Origin of the sequence: Elizabethkingia miricola (assembly GCF_001675285.1) — a bacterium.
Lineage (GTDB): Bacteria > Bacteroidota > Bacteroidia > Flavobacteriales > Weeksellaceae > Elizabethkingia > Elizabethkingia miricola.
This window is the reverse complement of record NZ_LSGQ01000007.1, coordinates 298,662-324,833: the sequence shown is the minus strand read 5'-3', so window position 1 is coordinate 324,833 and position 26,172 is coordinate 298,662. Positions and strand designations below refer to the sequence as shown.

Sequence of the window (26,172 nt, the reverse complement as noted above, 5' to 3'; positions counted from 1 at the left end):
CGGACTTATAACTTATTGCTTCTTTTCTAACCTCTATAACTTCTTTAACCTTATAACTAATTAGTCTTATAACTTAAATCCCTACAACTGAATCGCTGAAAAACAAAAACACAAAAAATCGCAAAAAGTAATTATTAATCTTTAAAAACCAAATCGTTATGTTTAAGTTCAAACATTTTTATACCATGGGTATTCTCATGGCAGGGACTCTTTCATCCCATGCCCAGATTATTCTCACCAATCCGGTAACGGAGCAAAATAAGTCTGTTACTGATCCTTACAGCATCAGGCTCCTGCCAGGGTTCAATGCCGCTTCACCTGCCGTCAATAGCTTCAGGGCTTCTCTGGGAGCTTCTTCCAACCCCAACCCTACGCCAAATTATGAGTCTCCAAATCCGACAGCTTCCATATCGGTGAATGAGAATTACATCTACTCGCGTACTTATCTGGCACCTCGCTCTTCCTCAGATCCTGCTGCTCCTCAGCAGCAGAGTATCTCCTATTTCGACGGACTCGGCAGACCCAAGCAGGAGCTTTCTATTAAATCCACACCCAATGGTCAGGATTTAGTATCCGACATTCCATATGACAATTTCGGCCGTCAGGTACAGTCCTGGCTTCCGGTTCCAATGAACACTCTAAATGGAAATATCCAGTCCGGTGTTCAGACAGCCGCTTCTGGCTATTACAAAAAAGCTGATGGATCTACAGATCCATTGGCTTATGGAGAAAAAACACTCGAAAACTCTCCTTTGGACAGAGTACTCGCTCAGGCTGCTCCTGGTTCTGACTGGGATGGTAAAAAAGTTCAATATCAATATCAAGCCAATGCTGATGGTGAAGTCTACCGTTATACCACCAGTACTTCCTGGAGTAATAATGCAACAGTTTCTGTTCTGGGTTTAAGTGGTACCTATGGAACCAATAGTTTGTACAAGAATGTCATTACCGATGAAGATGGAAATTCAACAATAGAGTTTAAAAACGGACAGGGACAAACTCTTCTGGTTCGGAAGAATGATGGCTCTCATGATATGGATACTTATTATGTATACAATGAGTACAATCAGCTTGCTTTTGTTATTCCACCTTTAGCCATTCACAAAGGTGTTGATGCTACACTCCTTAATGAGCTGGCTTATCAATACCGTTATGATGGTCAGAACAGACTCGTGGAAAAGAAGCTTCCGGGAAAAGACTGGGAGTATATGGTCTATGATAGGCAAGACAGACTGGTATTAACCCAGGATGGGAAACTCCGCCAGCAGAATAAATGGCTTTTTACCAAGTATGATAAATTCGGAAGAGTGGCTTATACAGGATTATTGGACAGTGCTCCGGGAAGAGATGCCCAACAAAGCAATATGGTTAATTTTGGTGTTAATAACGAAGAAAGAAGTACTACAGGTTTTGCACAAAACGGAACAACTATTTATTACAGTAGTTCAGCCTACCCTGTTGGTAACTTTACTCTGTTAACCGTTAACTATTATGATGAATATCCACCGGGAAGTCCGGCTGTGTTCAATGGTGCTTCAGTTCTGGGTTCTGTTCCGGTAAACGGAAGAAGTACAAAAGGTCTTCCGGTCGCTTCTATGGTGAAGAATATCGAGGATAATGGCTGGACAAAATCCTATACCTGGTATGATGATAAAGCAAGACCTGTATCCACAGAATCTCAGAACCATCTTGGTGGTTATACCAGAACAAGTTCTGTATTAGCTTTCTCAGGAGTACCCACCAGTACAACAACCTATCATAAAAGAGATGCTTCATCCGGGGAAGTGGTCATGAAGGAGGATTTTTCTTATGATCATCAGAATCGTCTGGTAAAACATACCCATCAGGTAAATGGTGGTCCTGTGGAAGTTTTGACGGAGAATATCTACAATGAGCTGGGACAATTAGAATCCCGAAACATTGGAAATGGTATTCAGTCCATCAAAAACGAATACAACATCCGGGGGGCTTTAACCAAAATGAATGATCCAAAGAATCTGATGAATAAGCTTTTCGGGTTTGAACTGAAGTATATTAATCCAGCAGGAACTTCTAAAAAGTACAATGGCAATATTGCGGAAACTGACTGGGCTACACAAAGTGACGGAACATTAAGACGTTATAGCTACCAATATGATGGAGTAAACCGTTTAAAAGAAGGTAACTATTCGGACAATGCCGGAGCTGCCAGTGGATCTTATGCGGAGAAGTTGAATTATGATCTGAACGGAAATATTACGGGATTGCAAAGAACCGGTCAGGGTGCCGGAGTAATGGATCAGCTCAGTTATACGTATGATCAGTCCGGAAACAGTAATAAACTAATCAGAGTAAATGATGCTTCGGGAAATGCAGCAGGTTATCCGGTAGGTGGAAATACAATTGCTTATGACATTAACGGCAATATGGTGAATCATCTGGATAAAGGAATTTCGAATATTGCTTACAATTATCTGAACCTGCCAAGCAGTATTACAGCTTCTATAGGGAATACAGATTATGTATACCGCGCAGATGGATCTAAAGTCAGAAAGGTATTTAGGGGTAAAACAACAGATTACCTGGATGGATTCCAATATGAAAATGGTGTATTACAATTTGTACCAACTTCGGAAGGTTATTATGATCTTACCAAAAATAAGTATATTTACAATTATACAGATCACCTTGGAAATGTAAGATTAAGCTACACTAAAGGTGCTTCTGGTGGAGCGGAGATCATTGAAGAAAATAACTATTACCCGTTTGGATTAAAACATCAGGGATATAATACAAGCAGTTTAGCTAATAATGCGTATCAGTATAAGTATAATGGTAAGGAACTACAGGAAACAGGAATGTATGACTACGGGGCAAGAATGTATATGCCGGAATTGGGACGTTGGGGTGTGGTGGATCCGCTGGCGGAACAGTATCAGCTAATGTCCTCTTATCATTTCACTGGAAATAACCCTATTATGATGATTGATTCTAATGGTATGAACTATGATGATTATAAATTAAACCAAGATGGAACAATTGATTTAATTACTAAAACGGATGATAAATCAGATACCTTATATGCAACTGATAAAAATAATAATGTGGATAAATCAAAAAGTGTTACAGTAGAAAAAGAAAAAGCAAGTGATGGGAGTATTATTAAAGATTTAGCAAATAATACTGTTAATAATATTGCTAATTTTCCAAATGGTGTAAGCTATGGTAGTACAAACAATGCAACTGATGCTTTTAGCGTTTATACTTTTGCCGCTAAAAACTCTAACGTCGAATGGGGTATGAGTGGTTTCTATAATAATAACAACTGGTCTTTCTCTCTATATACTGCCCACATTTCAGATTTAACACCTGGAGCGTCTTTATTACCAAATTTAGGATCTCTTGCTTTTTCTATTCACTCACACAAAACAAGAAATTCGCCAAGTGAACACGATCTAATTCCTGATGATTATGATGCTGCAGCTACAAAAAATCAAGCGTATAGTAAGTTGACAGGTAATAAAAAGTCAGAAAACTACCCATTAGATTTTATGTTGCACGCACCCAATCAAGGAGGAATGACACTTTGGAAATACTGGGCAATTCCAACAAAAAAGAATGGAAGAGAAATTAATGCTGGAGGTGAAAGAAAAATCGGACCAATTAAATCGTTAAACCTTAAAACTTTAGGATATTGAAAACATTAATTTATTTTGGAACTATATTGCTCTTATTTAGCTGTGCTGCTAGATCAGCAATTATGAACACAGGAATTTTTGAAAGCAATAATATGAATAAACTTATTAACGAAGCTACTCTTGAGTTGTATGAAAGCAAAAATATTGATAGTTCTTTTTATATTCTTCAAAATAGAGATAGCTTAATAATTCTAGAGGCATCTCCTATAAATATCAATAAAGCTTTATTATATATTGAAAAAACAGGATGTATAAAATTTGCTCAAAAGAATTTTATAGTTTCAAAGCCATATCAGGCAAAGTATAATATACTTAAAACAAGAATAGACATTAAGCCATGTGATATCTTAACGGTGCCCTATAATGATAACTTCGAAGCTAGGGCAATTAAAGGAATTATTTACAAAATAACTCCTTCAAAAACAGATTATAATTTTTCAAAATCATTTAAAGGGGATGTGTCATTCTTATTTAAGAATAAAGAAAAATACAATTATAAAATAATTAGAGACAATTCAACGGAACCTGGGTATAAGTAAATAGCCCACAGCCCCCGCCCCCCTGCTAGTGCGAGCCTCCGGCTCGTGACTAACAAAATACTTATCAAGCTGCCTTTTCTGGCAGCTTATTTTTTAAATATAGTATATTTATATTGATGCGAGCGAGACGCTCGCACCAGCGGGGAATCCTACAAATACAGAAACTGGACACATTTTGAAGCTTATAACCGTAGATCAGGACAATTTGTAGGAACGTTTTCCCGTGGTTCGTTTATACCTCCTTTTCCCAGATTTTAAACATATAGAATTGTTTTAAGATCTTACCCTCCTTTACCGATTAATACTTGGTTGTATCTTGCCCACTTCTTATACGGAGGTGGGTATTTTGTTGTCGTATTATGTTAAGTTGGCAATGATTTACGAGAAACCGTATTTTATTATTAAAATATTATTCTATATTTAACACAATAAATTATAAAAAATACATTTTATGAAGAAAAATCTATTTCACCCCTTGTTATGGGGCGTCTTAATTTTGTCTACATTATCTTCTTGTCGTACGGAAGATGGTGCAATAACTCAAAAACAAGTAGAAGATAAACGATTTGCGGTATTTGTTCCTAAGTCTGGAAAATCGGTTAATTATGCTGATGGTTTTGCTTTTCTAATGAAAAGATATGATGGTTTACATAAAACTAATTTATCTGGTATTAATAATAAACCAATAATTGGAACGATAGCAAATGCAGATAAAACCGCTTCTATCACTCAAGATGGACAATCCTATGTTGAGTTTAATGTTAAATCCCAAATTATTACAGAACAAAATGGAGATAAGTGGATTGTATTTCCAAAAGTCCAAGGAAATAGAGTTATTGGGCTAGTATCTGCAAGCCTTACTGAAAAAGGGACTTATGTGAGATACCAGAATTATAATGAACAAGATGAGTTGTATAAACTAAATGTAGTTGCGTTTCAAGAATCATTAAACAAGTTTCAACAGAAATTTAAAGTTTTGGCACTTAGTGCAAGCATTAATCCAGTTGCAGGATTTGGATGTAGAAAAGAAGATGGCGAATGGACAGACTGTGGTATTGATGAAGTTATTATTACTGTTCCAAGACCTAATCCGGGAACAACAAACCCATCAGGACCAGGTGGCGGTGGTGGAGGTTGCCAAGAATATGCTAATTGTATTGCACCAGGAGAAGGAGGAGGTGGTTTTATAGAACCTTTACAAGACCCTTGTAGCCGTGCACAACGAGCTTTATCTGCGGCTAATGTAAAGAGCGCTATACAGAACTTGAAAGACAGAATGAATGATCCAAATAGGCCAAACAACAATGAACAGTTACATGTAATAAAAAAAGATGGAAATACAGATGTGAAAGAAGGAAAGCAGGATCATGTTGAATTCTCTCCTGATATTTATACCAAGGGATCAGTACACAATCATGATAAATTAGGCTATCCAATGTTTCCTCCACATGACATTAATTCGTTTATAAATACCGCAAGAGTGCAGAATTATCCACCAGATCCAAATGATCCAACAGATAAAACTGGGGAAGCTTTCTTAGGAATTGTAACACCAGACTATAACTACTTTATGATATTTAATGGCACGAAAGATGATATACCTCCTATGTATGGAGCAGGTGTTGTTAACGGATATCAGACATCTTTTAGGAGAGATATTCAAGATATGCAGATGCATAATGTTAAAATAACTGATCAAGTTTTGCAAAAATTATTTTTTGATTATTTAGATAAAATGGGACTGAGTGGGAAAGTAAGTTTAATAAAACAAATAAATGGCAATAATTACCCCATAACTAAGAATTCAGATGGAACAATAAATAATAACAATACCAACCCTTGTAAAAATTAATATAATATGAAAAAGAATATAATAATATTGACCGTTTTTTTATCAATTTTTTGCATAAAAGCTCAAACAATTTCAATTTCTTCTTATGTTGGACAAATACCTAATGGAGCATATTTGAAGGATATAGATAATACTTTACCATTATTTACCGGAACATGGATTGCTAATTTTGAAGGAAAGCAAGTAACATTAAACATATCTGACAAAATAGAAAATCACCCTTTAAAATTATTGAATACTAACTATTATAGTGATGTTTTATTTATGAGATATACCATAACAGATTCCAATGGAAATCAATTAGCTAGTACGATGAATAATGCGATTACAACTTCGAATATTATAAGTACATATACTTCTTCAGATAAAAATAGTGTAGCTTTTGATTATAAAGGTGAAGAATGTGGTATAGGTGAAGGTTATATTGTATTAAAAAAAATAGATAGTAATCATGCTAAATGGGAATATCATTCCACAGGTGGATTAATTGATCCAAATCAATGCCCTAATTATTCAGATAACATCAAATCGTACATCCCTAGAACACTTGATTTAACTTTTACTAAACAATAATTTTAAAAATAATTTAAGTACTTCCCCTCTTATATTGAGGGGATTTTTTTTGTTAAAACACTGCACTGATCGTATTTTGATCTTAAGTTTTGTTAATACTGTATTATATACTACCTATTTATTTAATTATGGGGTAATTTTTTATCTATATTCGGCGTCCTTTTTGAATTGTTAAAAAGTGTTAATAAAACACCACATGAAAAAGTATAATCAGCTGACTATTGGGCAAAGGACAATTATATCCTTCCTTATTAAAAAAAACAAATCTCAAAGTTACATTGCCAAAGAACTGGGCGTACATCCCTCCACTGTATGCAGAGAGCTAAAGCGTAATAAAACCTCAAAGGGGCGCTATAATTATAATTTAGCTCAATCCTTTTCAGAAGATCGCAGGGTATCTAAAAAACGATACAGGAAGTTTACAGAAGAAATAAAAGCTTTTGTAGAAAGAAAGATTAAAAAACGTTGGTCTCCTGAACAAATAGCAGGTTATTGTCGTGCGAATTCTATTCCGATGGTTAGCCATGAAAGAATCTATCAGTATGTTTATACTGATAAGCTAAACGGAGGTAGCTTGTGGACGAATTTAAGAACACAGGTAAGACAAAGAAAAAGCAGAACCCGCAAAAGACAGAATAGATTTATTGCCAATAAACGTATGCTTTCCGAAAGACCTAAAATTGTTGAGTTAAGAGAAAGGTATGGAGACTGGGAAATAGATTTGATTTCAGGAAAAGGACATAAGAGTTTTGCAGTTACTGCTGTAGAGCGTAAAAGTGGTTTTTCTCTTATTCATAAAGTAAACAATAAAAAGGCATCTACAGTTAAGAAAGCAGTTATTAATATGTTAAGTCCATATAGAACAAATGTATATACCATTACCAGTGATAATGGATTAGAGTTTGCGGAACATCAAACGATAAGCAGTAAGCTTGAAGCGGATTACTTTTTCTGTGATCCGTATAGTAGTTGGCAAAGGGGCTTAAATGAGTATACGAATAAACTTTACCGCCAGTATATACCAAAGAAAACCTGTATAAAAACCATAGAGTACAAAGACCTGATAAGCTACCAAACAGCCCTAAATAATAGACCTCGAAAAAAGTTAGGATACAAAACTCCAAGTGAAGTTTTTTATCTATATTTGACCACTGAAAAATTGCACTTCAAACTTGAATCTGCCTCTCATATAATAATAATTCACCAGAGGGCAACGGAGTACATGACTTCGATATAAAGATTAATAAAAACGGAAATTCAATTTATTATGATGCTAATAAGGAAAAAACATACAAAATTAATTTAGATAATACATTAATTAATTGGATAAATCAAAGTGTTAAAAATGAAGATAAGTCTCCTAACAAAATAAGTTTTTCAAAAAATGAAGCTCCCTTAGTCAGTTATGCAATTATAGTTTATAAAAACAAGAAAAGACACTTTATTTATGGAGAAGATATAAATAGGGATTCAAACATTAAACTATTATTGACAATTGTTTATTATTCCTTATTTCAAAAAGAAAAGACACTAATTAATAAAAAAGAAATTTTTGAATCACTTGAGTTACTAAATAATTATGCAAAAAAATCTAAAAATGGAGTTACCAGAATACCCCCACCTCCAATTAAAAAATGAAACTTTACTATATAGCCAACAATGAAGCGGATTTGTATTCTGCTGTGACAAATGAGTAGAAAAGGTTGCCTCGCTAGCGCGAGCCACTGGCTCGTGGCAAATACAAAAATACTTATCAAGCTGCCTTTTCAGGCAGCTTGTTTATATTAAAAGGCTATATTTATGAAGTACTAATCAGATACTAAATCCAGCATAGAAAAAATAATGAATATTAAATTCCTTTTTATTGTTTTCACATTATTATTAATGTCTTGCGATAATGATTATAGTTATGTTTTAAAAGATCCAAATGCCTCTAAAAATGGATATGTTATTAATATGGAAGATCATAATACGAAGTTAACTATTGCTACTTTGTCTGGAAACATGAAATTTTATTTCTTAAAAAAAGAAGGTGAATTTTATCGTACAGATTCTTCTTTCTCTAAAGATAGTTTAGAACATAGAGTGTCATTATCTACCATTAAAGAATATAAATTGTCTCGTGGTAATAACTTTATCGGTGACAGCATAGTTATAAAGAGAGAAGGAGATCACTATAAAAGTATATTCAAATTAATAGACAATAGATATACTGATTCTGGAGATTTAGTTTATGAATATTATTACGACAGCAATTATAAAATTTATAAAATAGTTTTTAATTCAAAAATTTATACAAAATAATACCCTCTCAATAACTTACTACTCGTGATTAATAAAAAAACCTAACGAGCTGCCTTTTCAGGCTGCTTATTTTATGTATTGTATATTTACAATAGTGCAAGTTATATATCTTTAATGGATACAAAAACACAAAGACAATCTTAAAATAAATTTAGAATGAATTTTTTAAAATTTGATATCAACATACTTTTAGTATTTATCATACTTACCTCTTGCTCTAAGCCCAAATCAAATGTTCAAATCAATGACATATTTATTAGAGAAATTTCTGAAATTGACAGGCAAAATAACTCAAACATAATTTCCACTACCCCTTCTGCTGCAATTCAATTAGTATTTGTAAAATTAAACAACGGTAATATATATGCAACTAATGGATTAGAATTACATAACATTTATGTTGATAACTATAAAAAAGAATACAATACTTATTATTCTTTTTTAAAACCTCTTCTTTGTCAAGAGTCAGTATTAAAATCTGGTCAAATATCTAATGAAAGAAAATATCCTATTTTTCAGATAGATGATAATATTATAAAAAATAGTTTTTCAGATCTTGAAAAAAAATATTTAGAAAAACACAAAGATATTTTTTTATTTTACCCTGGAGATTATCCTTTAAATATAAGATATACCATCTTATACAAACTATATCTATCCAATTTCCACATCACTTTTGATGATTATAGTGGAAGCTTCAGAATTACTAAAAACAGATAATATTGATTCTCCACTTTCACTAATCTAAAATACCTAACAAAGCTGCCTCTTCAGGCAGCTTTTATTTATAACCAAATTCCAATTTCACCTATCCAATGGAAAAGTCGCTATACAGCGTACTGATACAGCTTCGGACTTTGTAGCCCATGGATAATTATTATTAACAGGGTGCATTTCATAAAGTGCCCACTGTACAGCCTGAGTAGTATTACCAAAATTAGGCGTAGCACTCCAGAAGCCACCCCTCTCCCCTCTGGAGAGCAAGGTTCCGTCTGATGCACTTCTATAACCACTAAAAGGAACCGTCATCTTAATGCTTGGATCAAAAACACTAGTCAATACTTTAGCCGCAGAATAATTCGTTGCTGAATTCTGAACTCTACCCGCTGTCGACTTATTTGTTCCCTTATCCAGAGCATTGATTTCTCTGTTGGTTGGCAAACGCCATCCGTCCGGACATGGATCGTTAGCTGTTTTTACAGCGACTAAGAAACTCCCTGAATTCCAAGCATCATTAGGAGCACTGCTAATATCCCATTTCGAAATTGAATTCGCGGGTGTTGTCACATTTGCTGCTGCAGTTTTCTTGCCAAACTGATAATAGTCCCCGTTTATCTGTTGGGCAGGTATATCCGGATCCGCCATCAGATCGGCACCAAGATTATGACGCATCCATATCATTCCGCTTAAACGTACTGCCTGATATCCCCTGTAAGAAAGATATTTATCATTCGGCTGCAGAGAAATTTTCAGATTATATCTTACACCTGGTGTTATATTCAGATCGTTTAGTGTAATATTCTGCAGGCTTACAGGAGTATCGTTCTGATGTGTCATAAGAATCGTCTGAATTGTAAAAACACCGTTGGTAACCTTGTTAGTGTTAATATATACAGGATCAGCCTTTACACTTTTTGAATTAAGTACCGGAAAATTAACAACTCCTCCATCTGCAGCCTGCTGCTCGGGTACTATACTACCGTTGTTCATTAGCATTTTTGCTTTATTATGATGCGGAGATATACTGACTCCCTGAAGATTAGTAATATTATACCATTGGGTTGGTGTTGCATCCAGGTAAACGGTGATCTGACTAAACTGATGAGAAAAAACAACGTCCAGATAATTGGTATTGTTTCCAGTGATCTCCATTGTTTTGGAAAAATACATCAGATCACTGCTTCCCGGTATTTCTTCTACAGAAGCCGAGGATAGTGTTTTATTGGCCTGATCCAAGTATGTAACAGAAGGCAATACCGATTTTGAACCAATTGAATAGACTACAAATGTATAAGTATAGCCTCCATTTAGCCCTGTAATTGGAGACGCATTCCGTTCCTCCCCGCTTACATAATCTTTTTCGGTTATATACAGACCATTTCCATCGTATACAACAACTTTGTATTTAATGCCATACCCTAAATTATTCGATTCTTTTAAAGGAGGTAAAGCAGCTTTCAGGGAAGCCTGAGAAGCGTCGAATGACTGAGAATTATCCGGAGACAGAACAGCAACCAATTTATAGTCCTCATTTAGTGCTAAAACCTGCTGTTGTTCTTTTGTATTATTTATTTTCAGATTATTCGCTGTGGCCTGTGGACCTAAAATTCCTTCCTGAATAAAGCCACTGCCTAAAAGATTAATTCTGACGCTGGTTTCTCCTGTGTTTACTGCATCGCCCGAACTTCTGCATGAAAGCACAGACAACAATACACAACCAGTTATTACAGATTTCACAAGTAGTTTTTCAATCATTTAATTTGTATTTTATTTTTAATCGTCTTCTGAAATACAAGTTATATGATCTGTTTTTTGCAGTATATTTCTTCTTTGGAGCAGCTAGCTCCTCATCTGCAATTATATATCTTTTGTAGGTATAAAAAGAAAAATGTTTCAGCAAAAAAATACAGAATTTAATCTTATAATTTTTTCAGCTAAAACACATAGATTCCATCATTTCAGATCACTTCGTACTTGTATATTCTTTACAAAAATACAATTTCTGATTATTTATGGCATTTTTACGGTGTTGTATGAATGAAATATAATGATTCCTATACTTCAGAGCTACCCTACAAACTCCATCGTATACAATACTTGTATTGCAAAGAACAATAATGTAAAGAACCAGACGATATATGGGTGATACCGGAAGTTCTCCTTAAGAATATGATGCAGCGCTCTGACTAACTTAATCACGCCAAGCCCTCCAATCGCTATAGTTATTAAGCAAATTACAAGAAATAAGTATTCCTTTATCCCTACACTGCCAGCCAGATTAAAATGCTGTATATAATCATCCACATTTACGGTCTGCCCCAGAAACATCATTGAGAAAGTAAATAAAAAAGCTGGTGTTGAAGTATAAACAGTGGTATATATAAAAGAAAATAAAAGCGTCCGGAATGTTATGGTATTAACTTTCTCTCTTTTATACCAAAGCAAAACAACACTAAAGAGGACAGCCGTAAAATTATTGATCAGAAAAATAAATAGTGCCTTCTCCACCATACTCACTCCTTTAATTCTGGAAACAAAATTCTGTTCACCGCCATAATCCATTAACAATATGGAAACGATAACAGATGTATAAACCGATAATTTTATTGGAGACAGATAATCCTTGAAACGCTCTGTTTCTTCCTTTTCCATTTCGTGTACTGAAAGATCATAACATCGGGCAGACTTCTGAAACAATTTAAAAATAGTTACCGGAACCAGTAATATTTCAATAATAATCTGTAAACAAAGTTTCTCGAAGCTGTCGATTAGTTTTTCAAACATTTACACCAAATATTAAAAAGTTTATTATGCAATTTAATTAAATTTATGAAAGGCATATAAATATATTTTTAAGAATCAGAATCTTATATTTCTAAAAAAGAATAAACAGCTATCATCAATATGATAGCTGTTTATTTATTCTAATATTTTTACTTTCAAATTCTTTTACAGATGCATTCCTCCTGAGACTTCGATTCTTTGTCCATTGATCCAGCGTGCGTCTTCTGTACATAGAAATGCTATAACACCGCCAATATCATCCGGAACTCCGGCTCTTCCCAAAGCTGTAAGTCCTGCAACAACCTCATTAACTTTCTCATTATCGCGAACAGTTCCGCCATTAAAATCTGTTCCCACAGCACCCGGAGCAACGATATTCACTCTTATTTGTCTTTGCCCAAGTTCCAGGGCCCAAATTCTGGTAACCACTTCCATAGCACCTTTCACACTTGCATACATAGATGTATTTGGATGAGAGAAACGTGCAAGCCCCGATGAGATATTGATAATACTGCCACCATCATTCAGATATGGCAAAAGTTTCTGTGTAAGGAAATAAACACCCTTAAAATGAATATTTACCATTGTGTCAAACTCATCTTCTGTAGCATCTACAAATGCAGTATGTCCGCCTGTCCCGGCATTATTTATCAGGAAATCAAATTTAGCAAGACCATATTCATTTTGAAGATATGTGGTTAATTCAGTTACAAAAGCATCAAACTCTTTTGTATTTCCTGTATCAATTTTTAATGCCTTTGCTTTTCTTCCAAGTTTTTGTATCTCTTCAACAACTTCATTAGCCTTCTCTTCATTGTGGATATAAGTGATAATTACATCAATACCTTTTTGTGCAATTTTTATAGCAGCATTACGCCCTAAGCCTCTGCTTCCGCCTGTTATTAAAGCTATTTTACTTTGTGCCATTTTTATATTTTTTGATTAGTGAAACAAAATTACAGAAGTATATACCTCGTGATATGGTGAACGTTTAAGTATTTTTCTGTCTAAACTTGGAACGATATACCGATGGCAGCATTCCGGTGTGCTTTTTAAAATATTTTGTAAAATTTGTAGGCTCATAGGTAAGTTTGAATGCAATGTCAGCAATTGACAAATCAGTTGTTGCCAGCAATTCTTTTATAAGATCTATGGTTTTTTCATTGCATATATCACATGGCGATTTTCCGGTAGTTTCTTTAACTGTATTACTCAAATGAGTTGCATTGATGTGTATTTTGTCTGCTATTTTATGAATATCCAGGTATTCATCAGTAACACCATTTATTAATTCATTCAGATTATTTTGAATAAGCTGATTGAATTGGGCAACTATTTCTTCCGGTCGGCTAGTTTTCATTTATTGTCTTTTTGTTTGTCTAATTTCGATAAAATAAACTTAATAAGGAATATAAATAAACAGACCGGAAGAAATTCTTCCGGTCTGTTTATTTATTATTTTTTTCTATTTTGGCAATCCTTTTCTCAGTGCCTCATTAGCTCTTTTAACTGCTTTCTTTTCTTTCCAGTCCATATACCTCTTTTTGTAGCGGGACTTCATAAAGTTATCAAATTTACGCTGTACGGTAAGATTCCACAGAGAATGCGCTTTTATAGCCCAACTCTTATCCCATGCACGAAGTGAAATAGAGAAAGATCCATCCAGATATTTCATCCAATGCCACCATCCGGTTGGCATAAATAAGGTATCACCATGTTCCAGGAAACACTCTATTCCTTCAATACCATCTAATGCCGGGAATTTTTCAAAATCAGGATTTTCTATATCATAATCTTCCAATGCATAAGTTGCATACGGAATCTGATACAAACGATCTTTCCATTTGTATTCAAAAAGCATCACATGTTTTCTTCCGTTAAAATGCGTATGGAAAATATGCGGCATATCAATATCATAATGCAGGAAAGTTACCGATCCTTTACCACCGAAGAACATGCTCGGATATTTATCCAGAAAACCTCCCATAAGATCTTTAGGAGAGATATAATCGTTCAGTAGTTTCGGGGCAAATTTTATAGGATCAAAGAAGAAGATTCTAAGATCTGTTGGTTCACGCTGAATAAGATCTATATAATCACCAAACTTCATTTCTGCAGCAGATGCATTGATTGGAGCTGCAGGATCCGCTTTAGAGCTATCATATAAAGGAACTGTTACATCCCCTACTACTTCTTTTACATAATCCATGGTCCACTTTTGGTATGCGGGCCATTTTTTAGCCATATTTTTTATAACCACAGGCTTACGCGGCTTCAGGTATTTTTCACGAAAATCTTCCTGAGAAATGTCGTCTACAACATCAATCGGCTTGAGGATTATTCCCATTTAATTTAATTTAAGTGCTAAGGTATTAATTTTTAAGATACAAAAGTGAAATAAAAGTAATTTATTTAGAACTATTTTAAATAACAAACATATTACTATCCATCTCTATTTAACCATCTTTTTGCATTCACCAAATGCAAATTACATAAAAACAAAAAAACCACCTTTTTAGGTGGTTTTGTGGTTTCTCCAGGAATCGAACCAGGGACACATGGATTTTCAATCCATTGCTCTACCAACTGAGCTAAGAAACCATTACTACAAAAACGTATAATTTCGTTTTTAAAGTGGTGCAAAAATACACATATTATCCATATTACGCAAGCTTTTATTTCAATTAGTTGATCTAAATTAATCAAATAAGCTTTAAATATTTATCGAATTTCCAATATTCAACTGTAAGTGAAAACATTAGCAATATATAACCGAAAATATTCATGGAATATTTTTAATAAAATTACCCGAATGGAGTATGTACTATTAAAAACAAAAAAACCACCTTTTCAGATGGTTTTGTGGTTTCTCCAGGAATCGAACCAGGGACACATGGATTTTCAATCCATTGCTCTACCAACTGAGCTAAGAAACCATTCACTTTAAAACCCCGATTATATCGTTGTTTTTTAGTGTTGCAAAAGTACATACATTATATATACCATGCAAGTTTTTTTATTACTTTTTTTGAAGAGATGTATGACATTACTGATTATCAGTACATTTTTTTTCTCCCAAATTTTTATAATATTCACTCATTTCCTCCAAAACAGGCTTAATCGTGCTTTCCGGAAGATCGCTGATTCGGATATACATTAGCCCATCTATAGCATCATTGAAGTTAGGGTCTACATTGAAAGATATAACCTTCGCATTCTGCTTGATGTATTTCTTGATTAATACAGGCATACGCATTTCCGGTTCAAAATCGTCCATAAGCTTATCGAACTTGTTCAGGTCATTATCCAGACCCTCAAAGAACATTAGCTTATCACGCTCTTTAAGTCTTACCTTATACTCGTTTTTAGGATGAATATATTGCGCTACTACAGAGTCATAATAATGGGAACGCATAAATTCTATCATCAGTGTTTTACTGAAATCAGAGAATTTATTACTGATACTTACACCTCCCATCAAAAATTTATGTTCAGGATTTCTAAGACATACATGGACAATACCACGCCATAATAAGAAAAGTGGTAAAGGTTTTTGTTGGTAATCTTTCATTACATAAGCCCTTCCCATTTCAATTACCTTACGGAAGAAAGGCTGTAATTCCTGATCAAAATCGAAAAGTGAGCTGGTATAGAATCCGTTTATCCCATATTTCTTCATTACCTCAACTCCCAGTGCCATACGGTAAGCACCCGCAAGTTTTTCCTCTCCTTTATCCCAAAGGAATAAATGGTGGTAATGTTTGTCATATTCGTCCAGGTCAAATGGCATATTAGTTCCCTCACCGACATCACGGAAGGTAAGTTCTCTTTGTCGGCCAATCTCTCTCATTACAAAAGGAATCTCATCGGCATTGGCAAAGTAGATTTCATAATCACCATTAGCAAAAAGCAACTTTCCGTCAATATTCCTCAGATGCTTTATCTCGTCTACCAGATGTTCTTTGCTCGTTTCAGAGATAATATTATGAACAACATGTTCATCCTGGTTCAATTGGAATTTACTGCTTAGATTAGGTATTTTCAGATAATCTGTTACACGTTTTCTCTTATCAAAATAAGATTTCATCATGTAAACCTTATTTTTCAGAAACTCACCCAATTCTTCGGGTGTATCATACTCCTTCAGTATCTTCGACAAAATAGGTTTCCCTATTCTTATTTTAATAGGTTTTTCTCTTTTATTCATCATCTCTGACGGCAGCATTACAGTCTGCAGATCAGGATGAATTTTCGCCATATTATAGAACATACGGCTGTTTTTAGCATGAAAGTACATCGGAATTACCGGTACATTCATTCGCTGAATCAGTTTAAGGATTGGAGACTCCCAGTCCTTATCCAAAATTTCATTGTATCTGTTGTTTCTGTTGGAAACCTCACCTGCAGGAAATACACCAAAACAGCCACCTTCTTCCAGATGCTTCATCGCTGCACGCATTCCGTTTAAACTGCTGAAAGCTTCTTTACGGCCTTCAAAAGGGTTAACAGGAATTACAAAAGGACTCATCGGCTGAATTTTAGACAGCAGGAAGTTCCCCATAATTTTGAAATCAGGTCTGATTTCGGAAATAATCTTAGTCATCAGGATTCCATCCAGTGCTCCCAGCGGGTGGTTCGACACTAGTATAAAAGGTCCTGTTTTTGGTACTTTAGCCAAATCTTCAGCAAACACCAGATATTTTACATTCAGTTCATTCAGATAAGATTCAAAAAAATCTTTTCCTTCCTTGTCTTTTAATTTATCGTATAGTTTATTCAGTTTATTGATTTGGACAATATTCATCATAGTGGATGCCACCGGTTTCTTCAGAAATCCGATTTTATCCAGTCCGACGGCCTTAATAAGGTCTTCCCTGCTTACTAAGCTCATTCTTTTTTATTTCGTTACCATTTGCAATGTATTAGCAGCAAGCTGCTCCATTAATACATTTTTGTCTTTGTAAAATTTCTCAGCATCATTCATGTTTGCATTTCTTATTGTAAAGAGCGCAACATCTGTTATTAATGATGTGTCGAATTTTTCGTTTAATGTTACATTCAGTTTCTCACTATTTTTAAATTTATCTTCCAGACATAAAGCCAGAGAGATTGCAGTATTCTGAATTAAAGATACTTTAATTTTGAATTTAGCCAGCTCTGCAAAAATATAACTCATGTGATCTTCCGCTATAAAGGAGAAGTCACGTGTCGCAATAGTCATTAGAGTCTGGTTTTCTTTCAGAATGTAACTTTCCTTTCTCGGATAGTTTTCATCTCCGGAAACCTTTGTTCCGGGTTTATCATCTTCTACGAATGATTTTACGAAGAAAGGAATAGATTTTTGTTTTAGTGGCTGCAGAGTTTTCGGGTGAATAACCGAAGCTCCGTAATAAGCCATTTCTATAGCCTCCTCATATGAAATATTATCCAGCAGCTCCACATCTTCAAACTTACGTGGATCCCCTGTCATTACACCAGGTACATCTTTCCAGATCGTCATTTGTTCAGCATTCAGACAATAAGCAAAAATAGCCGCTGAATAGTCGGAACCTTCACGACCTAGTGTTACTGTAAAATTATTATCATCGGAACCAATGAAACCCTGTGTAACAAAAGATTCATTGGAATTTAATTTCTTAAAATTTTCTTCTGTAAGCTTCCAGTCTACATTACCCTCTCTGTAGCTTGCATCAGTTTTGATATAATCCCTTGCATCTAACCATGTATTGGCCAGTTTTTCCTGTACCAGATACTCTGATAATATTTTAGAAGAGATCATCTCACCACAGCTTACTACCTGATCATAAACAAAGCTATAGTTAGGCGATTTATTTCTTCTGAGGAAAGATTCTATATCGTAGAAAAATTCTTCAATTTCTTCATAAATTTTATGATCTTCTTTAAAAAGTCCCTTGGCGATGTCAATATGGTTCTGTTTTATCTTTGCAGTTTCTGCTTTATAATCTTCCTTTGCAAAATAGTTTTCCACAACAACTTCTAATGCATTTGTTGTTTTCCCCATTGCCGAAACGATAAGCATACATTGCTCAAAACCTTGGTTTTTCAAAACTCTGGCAACATTCATTACACCCTCGGCATCCTTAACCGAAGCACCTCCAAATTTGAAAACTTTCATTGACTCTCAGGTATTAATAAATTATTGAATATTTTTCTGTTTATTTTTTGCTGTAAAATTTGTCAAAAGTATTAAAAATCAATCAAAAATAAAAAAAATGTATATGTGCTATATTTTTCCGAAATTTGGAAAAATCTAAACCCAATATATAATGTCTGAACAATCATTTCGTACACTTGGAGAGTTTATTATTGAAAAACAGGAGGATTTCAGATACTCTACAGGTGAATTGTCCCGTCTGTTAAGTGCCATAAGACTGGCCTCTAAAATGGTAAACCGTGAAGTAAATAAAGCCGGAATTGCCAATATTATAGGACATGCCGGGAATACAAATGTACAAGGCGAAGATCAGCAAAAACTAGATGTACTGGCAAATGATATTTTTATCAACTCTTTGTCACAACGTGAAGTCGTTTGTGGTATTGCATCCGAAGAAAACGATGATTTCATAGAAATCAAAGCCAGCGAAAATGCACATATGAGCAAATATGTGGTACTTATTGATCCTTTAGATGGTTCTTCCAATATAGATGTAAATGTTTCTGTCGGAACTATTTTCTCTATATACAGAAGAGTAACCGAACCGGGAACGCCTGTTCAGCCAAAAGATTTCTTGCAAAAAGGAGTTAATCAAATTGCAGCAGGTTATGTTATCTACGGATCTTCCACTATGATTGTTTATACAACCGGAAACGGAGTTAACGGATTTACATTGGATCCTTCATTAGGAACTTATTATCTGTCTCATCCTAATATTAAGTTCCCAACAAAAGGAAAAATATATTCCATCAATGAAGGAAATTATGTCAAGTTCCCTCAAGGTGTGAAAGATTATCTTAAATATTGTCAGAAAGAAGAAGACGACCGTCCTTATACTTCCCGTTATATAGGTTCGCTTGTAGCCGATTTCCACAGAAACATGCTGAAAGGCGGCATTTACATCTACCCTTCAACATCACAATCTCCACAGGGAAAACTACGTTTGCTTTATGAATGTAATCCAATGGCATTTTTAGCAGAACAAGCTGGAGGAAAAGCTTCTGATGGATTCAAAAGAATTATGGAAATAGAACCGACTGAGCTTCATCAGCGTGTACCATTCTTCTGCGGTAGTGCAGCTATGGTAACAAAGGCGGAAGAGTTTATGAAAAATGCTATTGAAGTAAATATATAAGACATTAATTTCTTTAAACATATAACCTCAGCTTTATCAGAATCAACTGAGTAAAGCTGAGGTTTTCATTAATCTATCATCATGCAGGCAGAATATCAGCGTTACAATCTTATTTTCAAACGCCCCGGCGGGACTTCCAGAGGTGTATTAACCGAAAAAGAAACTTACTTTTTACATATCTCTGACGGAGAAAAGAAAGGAACAGGGGAATGCGGAATTTTTCGGGGTTTAAGTTATGATGATGTTCCGGATTATGAGGAAAAGCTAAAATGGCTTTGTGATAATATTAATGCTGAATACAATTTTCTGCAGCAACAATTATTGCACTACCCTTCTATATGGTTCGGTTACGAACAAGCGATACTGAATCTGAAATATGGTGGTCATATTTATTTTCCGGGAGAATTTACAAAAGGGAAAAAGAGCATTACCATCAATGGATTAATATGGATGGGGAATGTAGATTTTATGAAAGAGCAGATTGCTTTAAAACTCCAGGAAAAATTCCATTGTATAAAACTAAAGATTGGTGTTAGCTGGGATGAAGAAAAAAAAGTACTGGAAGAACTCCGCAAAACATTCCCTAAAAATCAGCTTGAACTTCGTGTAGATGCCAACGGCGCATTTTCTATTGAAAAAGCCAAAATTGTACTGAAAGAATTAGCTGCCTTGGGTATACATTCTATTGAGCAGCCTATAAAAGCCGGAAATCCTGAAGAAATGGCTTTACTGTGTGCCAGCGCTCCTACCCCGATAGCATTGGATGAAGAACTTATCGGAATTACTGAATTGGAAGAAAAACAAAAACTTTTGAAAGCCATAAAGCCGCAGTATATTATTCTGAAACCTTCATTGGTTGGTGGAATATCTGGTTCCGATGAGTGGATAGCTTTAGCCGAAAAGCAAAATATTGGCTGGTGGATTACCTCGGCTCTGGAAAGCAATATCGGGCTTAATGCTATTGCACAGTATACCTACACAAAAAAAAATCCGATGCCTCAAGGTTTGGGCACCGGAGCTTTATATACGAATAATACACCATCCAGCCTGATACTAGAAGGCGACCAGCTGTGGTTTGCAGACTGATCTTATTCTAAAAATTGATTTAATAACTATCTGTTTTCAAAGATAATACTAATTATCTTTGCACATCCAGTATTGTGAAGCACTATAGCACATCCCGTTACTACAGTATCCCCATCCCGGAGGGCAGTTTCCGTCTGGTGAAGGTCTTGGATTACCTCCTTTTAATGCTTTTAATGAGCTTCTTTCTAACTTTTTCATAATGATATTTTTTATTTGGTTTTCATTTAAAAATTGGAAAATAGGTTAGGAGTAGACACATCCGCAACCTGTTTCTCCTTCTGCACAGATCCTTGTAGGTTCATTACAAGTTCCACCACCACCGCCATTTCCGTTCCCTGGTAGCAACTCGTAATAACAATTTCGTCCAACACAATAGCTCTTTTTACCTGGTACAGGAGGTGGCGGACAATAGCCTTCCAGACAAATTGCATAACTAATACGTTGCCCACCGCTAATATATTTTAATAAACTACGATTTAGTTTTTTCATAATGATTTAGATTATAAGATTTATACATAAACACATCCACAACCCACCTCTCCATCTGTACAGAATCTTGTAGGCTCATTGCATCCGCCACCTGGATTACCAGGACCATCTGGAGTATTATAATAACAATAATCACCTTCACAATAACCTACATTTCTTAAGCCTGGAGGACGTGGACAAGGTTGATCAATTAGACAGAACGCATATGCAACACGGCCGCCGCCACTTACATGCTTGAGTAAGCTACGATTTAATTTTTTCATAATAATTAAGATTTGGGTTGATTATTCAGGAAAGCATTCTACATCAACAAGTACACAATGTGAATACTTAGGTGGAATATTAAAATATTCGCTACATGAAACGTGCTGATATTTTTTTGGAAATTCATCACAAACATTCCCGCCACCTTTTACTGTTTTTAAATGTGATCTTTGAAGTTTTTTCATGACAAATTATTTAATATTCACATACTACGCATTGACAAACACCATTGCTGTCTGTTATACCTTCCACTGTCTTATTCAGATACGGATCGTAATAAACACATGCCATTCCTCCTAAAGGCGGGCCGCCACCATTGACTTTTTTCAAGTCTTTCTTAAGTAATTTTTTCATAATATTTTGATTTATTTAGTGTTAGTTAAATTACATTTTTAAATCACATACTGGAGATTTTTAACTTTTATTTAACTTATATTTTTAATTAGCCCTGCTTTTATCATCGAATTTCACACTGCGGCTGGCTCCTTTTACTTTATTATTTCCAAACGTATAACTCACACTAAGATTAAGCCCTCTGTAATCATAATAGTTTCTATACTTCATAACAGAATCTGTAAAAATCGATTCGCCTTTGCTGAAGGCTTTTTTGAAAACATCGTCCACCGAAGCATTGATCTGCAACTTTTTATCCATTAAAAACAGCTTGGCTCCCAGGCTCAGAAAAGAATAACCATCCGATCTGAAATTTCCGGAACTTCCCGGAAGTTGTTGGGTAAAATTGGCAAACAAAGCGATAGTCTTTTGCGTGTTCAGGGTAAAGGTATTATTGATATTGTAATACATATTGAATGCTTTTTGTCCTACCACTTCCGGAATAATTCCGTTACTTTTGGAATAATACAGATTAGCACTTGCGCTTAGTTCCCAGAATTTAAATAAAATATCATTATACCCCAGATTCATTCCATAGTTTGTCTGATCAAACATATTAGCATAATCAATAATCTTAATCCCATCATTAAAAGTTACTAACTGTGAATAAGAGTCTTTAATCTGTTGATAATATAATGTAGCCGTAAATTTATTTTTGTAAGAATATCCCAATTCTATATTATCATTATAAGAAGGTCTCAGATAAGGATTTCCCTTCGCAAAAGAATATGGATTAATATACCATCTGTAAGGATTGATAGCTCTGAAGAAAGGTCTGTTGATCCTTCTTGAATAATTAGCTGTAAAAGTATTTTCATCATCAGCTTTATAAGCCACATATGCTGTAGGAAAAAATCTGCCATAATTATACTTGTTCCTTCCCCCTGAAACAGGATTAAAACCATCTATTACAGAATACTCGTAACGTATACCTGCTTTTACAGACCACTGTTCATCTATTTTCTTATCAATACTAAAATAACTGGCATAATTTTGTTCTTTGTATTCAAAAAGATTCTTTCCATCGGGCATCAAAAAAGAGTTACCATTCGCTATTCTGAAATACTCCAAATCTGAAGTATTCTGAAAATAAGCCATTTTAGCCCCTGTTTCTATATTGGCAAATTTATAAGGTAAAGTAAAGTCAAGCTGTCCGGACCATATACTATAATTGATTTTACTATAGCTTCTGTAATCTTCTGTTTTGTTGATATTATGATTAATAGTTCTGAAACCAATATTATTCACAGGAATATTAGAAAAATAATTTCCCCCTATCGACATTTTTTTTCCAAGAGTATCCAGTTTCAGATCGTAATAAACATTCAGGGTATGGGTAGGAATTTTCTGGCGATGTTCAGCATAAGTCGTCAGAAGCGAATCCTGCTTATTTCCGGTAAAATATTCTGAGCTATTATTAATATCCATGTTCATATGTCCGGAACCAAAGTCGTATACAACACCGGCATTAGACTTTTCTGATATTTTATAATCCAGACTATAATTCAATCCAAGACCATTAGGCATGTCTACTCTTCTGTCAAGGCTTTTCAGTCCTTTATTTGCAATAATCTCATTCTGCTCTGTAGAATTCTTTTTGGTATCATAATGCCTTAGCTTTAGTGAGCTGCTGATCTTACCGGACTGATAATTCAAGCCAATGTTATTTACAAACCCATCCCGTGACTTTCTTATATATGCCGTAGTCAGATTTCCACTCCAGCCCAGATTGGAATTTTTCTTCAGAACGATATTAATGATACCACTATTTCCCTGGGCATCATATTTAGCCGGAGGTGTTGTTATTACTTCTATTTTGGCAATATTCTCGGATCTTACCGACTTCAAATAATTCAATAGTTCAGAACCGGACATCTGTACAATTCTGTCATTAATCATTACTGATACGTTACTTTTACCAACAATAGATATACCGCTGGTTTCATCTACTTTTACAAGCGGTGTATTTCTTAGCGCTTCTACTCCATCCATTCCTTGTGATGCAATTGAGTTTTCCACATTAAATACCATACGGTCTATCTTCCTTTCTACAAGCTTCTTTTTACCGTTAAGATTTACGGTTTGTATTTCTTTCTCGGAATTTTTGCCCGATGTATTCTGTGCGTGTACTATTGAACATAATGTGCTCAGAATCACAACTGCCCAAATGCCTGATCTATTTTTCATATTGAATTAGTTTTACTTGTAACTTTTTATAACTAAAAATTTAGTAATACAAATATATTCTAAAAATCCTTTTAAAACTAAAATATTAGTGATAAAAATTTTTCAGCTCTATTTTCTTGCTTATACACTATCCTAAGGAGTACCAAAAAACAAACAATACATAAACCGCTAATTAACAGCTTGTTATAAAATAAGACACAGAAAATAAGTGTTCGGTATCAGACACGCTTTGTTCAGAATCGGACACTTTATAAAGATTCGGAAGAACCGATTAAAATGGTTAAATTTGCACTCTTAGAATATATCTCAATGGAAGAAGAAAAAAAATCTCTCAATTTTATTGAGCAAATTATAGAGGAAGATCTGGCAAACGGTCTTGAAAAAGATAAAATCCGTTTCCGTTTCCCGCCAGAACCGAATGGTTATTTACACATTGGCCACACAAAGGCTATTTGTATCAACTTTGGTTTGGGTGAAAAATATAATGCTCCGGTTAACCTGCGTTTTGATGACACGAACCCTGAAAAGGAAGAGCAGGAATTTGTAGATTCTATTAAGAAGGATGTAGAGTGGCTTGGCTTTAAGTGGGACAAGGAACTTTATGCGTCCGACTATTTCCAACAGTTATATGACTGGGCTGTACAAATGATTAAAGAAGGAAAAGCTTATGTAGACGAGCAGCCTTCTGAGGTAATCACTGAACAACGTAAAAATCCTGCTGAACCAGGAGTGGAATCACCATATAGAAACAGACCTGTAGAAGAGTCTCTGGATTTATTTGAAAAAATGAAAAACGGAGAATTCGAAAGCGGATCAATGTCACTTCGTGCTAAAATCGATATGATTTCGCCAAATATGAACATGCGTGACCCTGTTATGTATCGTATTCTGAATAAACCACACCATAGAACAGGAACTACATGGAAAATTTATCCGATGTACGACTGGGCACATGGTGAATCCGATTATCTGGAGCAGGTATCACACTCACTTTGTTCATTGGAATTCGAAAATCACAGACCATTATACAACTGGTATCTTGAACAGGTAAGAGATGAAAATAAAGTAGCACCAAAGCAAAGAGAATTTGCCAGAATGAACGTTACTTATATGATTACCTCTAAAAGAAAACTACAGAAGCTTATCGCAGAAAATGTAGTCACTGGATGGGATGACCCAAGAATGCCTACTGTTTCCGGATTGAGAAGAAAAGGTTATACTGCGGAAGCTATCCGTAACTTTATCGAGCGTATTGGTGTTGCAAAGCGCGAAAACCTTATCGATATTCAGTTACTGGAATTCTTCGTACGTGAAGATCTGAACAAAAAGGCTAAAAGAGTAATGGCTGTTGTAGATCCCGTAAAACTGATCATTGAAAACTATCCGGAAGGACAGGAAGAATGGGTGGAGACTGAAAATAATCCGGAGGATGAAAATGCAGGAACCAGACAAATTCCTTTCTCCAGAGAAATATATATTGAAAGAGAAGATTTTAAAGAAGAAGCTAATAATAAATTCTTCCGTCTGAAACTAGGTGGAGAGGTTCGTCTAAAGTCTGCTTACATTATTAAAGCGGAGCGTGTAGAGAAGGATGATAATGGCGAAATCACTACAATCTATGCAACTTACGATGATAAGAGTAAATCTGGCAGTGGTACTGAAGAAAGCCTTAGAAAAGTAAAAGGTACGCTACACTGGGTATCTGCACCTCATGCTATTCCTGTAGAAGCTCGTTTATATGAACGCTTGTTTACTGTGGAACAGCCGGATGCAGAAAAGGATGCAGATTTCTTACAATACATTAACCCTGAGTCATTAAATACAGCTCATGGTTTTGCTGAACCAAGCCTGAAAGATGTAGAAATCGGAGAACCTTTACAATTCCAGAGAATTGGTTATTTCACTAAAGATCGTGATTCTTCAGATGAAAAACTTGTTTTCAACAGAACAGTAACTTTAAAAGATTCTTACAAACCATAAGAACCAGAATAAAG

The 26,172-nt window shown here is 34.9% G+C and carries 21 protein-coding genes, 2 tRNA genes and 1 pseudogene; 10 read left to right on the top strand and 14 right to left on the bottom strand.

The window, feature by feature from the left end:
• Window positions 1-158: 158 nt before the first annotated feature.
• The 7 genes and pseudogenes from ATE49_RS09695 to ATE49_RS09665 all read left to right on the top strand — a co-directional run bounded on the left by ATE49_RS09695 (window position 159) and on the right by ATE49_RS09665 (window position 9,665).
• Window positions 159-3,677, top strand: a complete 3,519-nt coding sequence (locus ATE49_RS09695) for a DUF6443 domain-containing protein (RefSeq protein WP_081278450.1) — start codon at window positions 159-161, stop codon at window positions 3,675-3,677.
• Window positions 3,674-4,216 (top strand): hypothetical protein, encoded by a 543-nt coding sequence (locus ATE49_RS09690; protein WP_143349688.1) that lies wholly within the window; start codon window positions 3,674-3,676, stop codon window positions 4,214-4,216. The genes ATE49_RS09695 and ATE49_RS09690 overlap by 4 nt, the downstream gene beginning before the upstream one ends.
• 451 nt (window positions 4,217-4,667) lie before the next feature.
• Window positions 4,668-6,068, top strand: coding sequence for a hypothetical protein (locus ATE49_RS20590; protein WP_260256172.1), 1,401 nt, complete (start codon window positions 4,668-4,670; stop codon window positions 6,066-6,068).
• A 6-nt stretch (window positions 6,069-6,074) separates the two neighbouring features.
• Window positions 6,075-6,641 carry a DUF6705 family protein gene (locus ATE49_RS09680; RefSeq protein ID WP_065081993.1) on the top strand — a complete coding sequence of 189 codons (567 nt, stop codon included), beginning with the start codon at window positions 6,075-6,077 and terminating at the stop codon, window positions 6,639-6,641.
• Between the two features lie 196 nt (window positions 6,642-6,837).
• Window positions 6,838-7,796, top strand: a pseudogene (locus ATE49_RS09675) (IS30 family transposase).
• Between the two features lie 687 nt (window positions 7,797-8,483).
• Window positions 8,484-8,945, top strand: a complete 462-nt coding sequence (locus ATE49_RS09670) for a hypothetical protein (RefSeq protein ID WP_143349689.1) — start codon at window positions 8,484-8,486, stop codon at window positions 8,943-8,945.
• Between the two features lie 156 nt (window positions 8,946-9,101).
• The gene (locus tag ATE49_RS09665) at window positions 9,102-9,665 is read left to right on the top strand and encodes a hypothetical protein (RefSeq protein WP_065081990.1); all 564 of its coding nucleotides are present in this window, start codon (window positions 9,102-9,104) and stop codon (window positions 9,663-9,665) included.
• Window positions 9,666-9,749: 84 nt separating this feature from the next.
• Here the strand turns inward: ATE49_RS09665 and ATE49_RS09660 are convergent, their stop codons facing one another.
• The 9 genes from ATE49_RS09660 to ATE49_RS09620 all read right to left on the bottom strand — a co-directional run bounded on the left by ATE49_RS09660 (window position 9,750) and on the right by ATE49_RS09620 (window position 18,585).
• On the bottom strand, window positions 9,750-11,420 hold the full coding sequence (locus ATE49_RS09660; RefSeq protein WP_065081989.1) for an FISUMP domain-containing protein: 1,671 nt from the start codon (window positions 11,418-11,420) through the stop codon (window positions 9,750-9,752).
• Window positions 11,421-11,732: 312 nt separating this feature from the next.
• The gene (locus tag ATE49_RS09655) at window positions 11,733-12,449 is read right to left on the bottom strand and encodes a hypothetical protein (protein WP_059154140.1); all 717 of its coding nucleotides are present in this window, start codon (window positions 12,447-12,449) and stop codon (window positions 11,733-11,735) included.
• 165 nt (window positions 12,450-12,614) lie between these two features.
• The gene (locus ATE49_RS09650) at window positions 12,615-13,376 is read right to left on the bottom strand and encodes an SDR family NAD(P)-dependent oxidoreductase (protein ID WP_065081988.1); all 762 of its coding nucleotides are present in this window, start codon (window positions 13,374-13,376) and stop codon (window positions 12,615-12,617) included.
• A 64-nt stretch (window positions 13,377-13,440) separates the two neighbouring features.
• On the bottom strand, window positions 13,441-13,809 hold the full coding sequence (locus ATE49_RS09645) for a helix-turn-helix domain-containing protein (protein WP_065081987.1): 369 nt from the start codon (window positions 13,807-13,809) through the stop codon (window positions 13,441-13,443).
• Window positions 13,810-13,914: 105 nt separating this feature from the next.
• Window positions 13,915-14,796, bottom strand: coding sequence for a cupin-like domain-containing protein (locus tag ATE49_RS09640; RefSeq protein ID WP_059154143.1), 882 nt, complete (start codon window positions 14,794-14,796; stop codon window positions 13,915-13,917).
• A 181-nt stretch (window positions 14,797-14,977) separates the two neighbouring features.
• Window positions 14,978-15,050, bottom strand: a tRNA-Phe gene (locus tag ATE49_RS09635).
• Window positions 15,051-15,312: 262 nt separating this feature from the next.
• Window positions 15,313-15,385: transfer RNA gene (locus ATE49_RS09630), tRNA-Phe, on the bottom strand.
• A 110-nt stretch (window positions 15,386-15,495) separates the two neighbouring features.
• A complete protein-coding gene (locus ATE49_RS09625) occupies window positions 15,496-17,340 on the bottom strand; it encodes a lysophospholipid acyltransferase family protein (protein ID WP_065081986.1) in 1,845 nt (614 codons plus the stop codon).
• Window positions 17,341-17,346: 6 nt separating this feature from the next.
• Window positions 17,347-18,585 carry an aspartate kinase gene (locus ATE49_RS09620; RefSeq protein ID WP_059155285.1) on the bottom strand — a complete coding sequence of 413 codons (1,239 nt, stop codon included), beginning with the start codon at window positions 18,583-18,585 and terminating at the stop codon, window positions 17,347-17,349.
• A 151-nt stretch (window positions 18,586-18,736) separates the two neighbouring features.
• Between ATE49_RS09620 and fbp the strand changes: the two genes are divergently transcribed.
• Together fbp and ATE49_RS09610 are read left to right on the top strand one after the other, a co-directional pair.
• On the top strand, window positions 18,737-19,759 hold the full coding sequence (gene fbp / locus ATE49_RS09615; RefSeq protein WP_059155284.1) for a class 1 fructose-bisphosphatase: 1,023 nt from the start codon (window positions 18,737-18,739) through the stop codon (window positions 19,757-19,759).
• Window positions 19,760-19,840: 81 nt separating this feature from the next.
• On the top strand, window positions 19,841-20,845 hold the full coding sequence (locus tag ATE49_RS09610; protein WP_065081985.1) for an o-succinylbenzoate synthase: 1,005 nt from the start codon (window positions 19,841-19,843) through the stop codon (window positions 20,843-20,845).
• A gap of 48 nt (window positions 20,846-20,893) precedes the next feature.
• On the opposite strand, the gene ATE49_RS20345 is transcribed toward ATE49_RS09610, so the two are convergent.
• From ATE49_RS20345 to ATE49_RS09600, 5 genes are all read right to left on the bottom strand, one after another.
• The gene (locus tag ATE49_RS20345) at window positions 20,894-21,043 is read right to left on the bottom strand and encodes a hypothetical protein (protein WP_166460597.1); all 150 of its coding nucleotides are present in this window, start codon (window positions 21,041-21,043) and stop codon (window positions 20,894-20,896) included.
• Window positions 21,044-21,069: 26 nt separating this feature from the next.
• The gene (locus ATE49_RS09605) at window positions 21,070-21,294 is read right to left on the bottom strand and encodes a hypothetical protein (protein WP_155604397.1); all 225 of its coding nucleotides are present in this window, start codon (window positions 21,292-21,294) and stop codon (window positions 21,070-21,072) included.
• A 324-nt stretch (window positions 21,295-21,618) separates the two neighbouring features.
• The gene (locus ATE49_RS20200) at window positions 21,619-21,783 is read right to left on the bottom strand and encodes a hypothetical protein (protein ID WP_155604361.1); all 165 of its coding nucleotides are present in this window, start codon (window positions 21,781-21,783) and stop codon (window positions 21,619-21,621) included.
• A gap of 10 nt (window positions 21,784-21,793) precedes the next feature.
• Window positions 21,794-21,952 carry a hypothetical protein gene (locus tag ATE49_RS20195; RefSeq protein WP_155604362.1) on the bottom strand — a complete coding sequence of 53 codons (159 nt, stop codon included), beginning with the start codon at window positions 21,950-21,952 and terminating at the stop codon, window positions 21,794-21,796.
• 84 nt (window positions 21,953-22,036) lie between these two features.
• Entirely contained in the window at window positions 22,037-24,178 is a 2,142-nt protein-coding gene (locus tag ATE49_RS09600; protein ID WP_065081984.1) for an outer membrane beta-barrel family protein, read from the bottom strand.
• Between the two features lie 309 nt (window positions 24,179-24,487).
• Between ATE49_RS09600 and ATE49_RS09595 the strand changes: the two genes are divergently transcribed.
• Entirely contained in the window at window positions 24,488-26,158 is a 1,671-nt protein-coding gene (locus ATE49_RS09595) for a glutamine--tRNA ligase/YqeY domain fusion protein (protein ID WP_065081983.1), read from the top strand.
• Window positions 26,159-26,172: the final 14 nt, after the last annotated feature.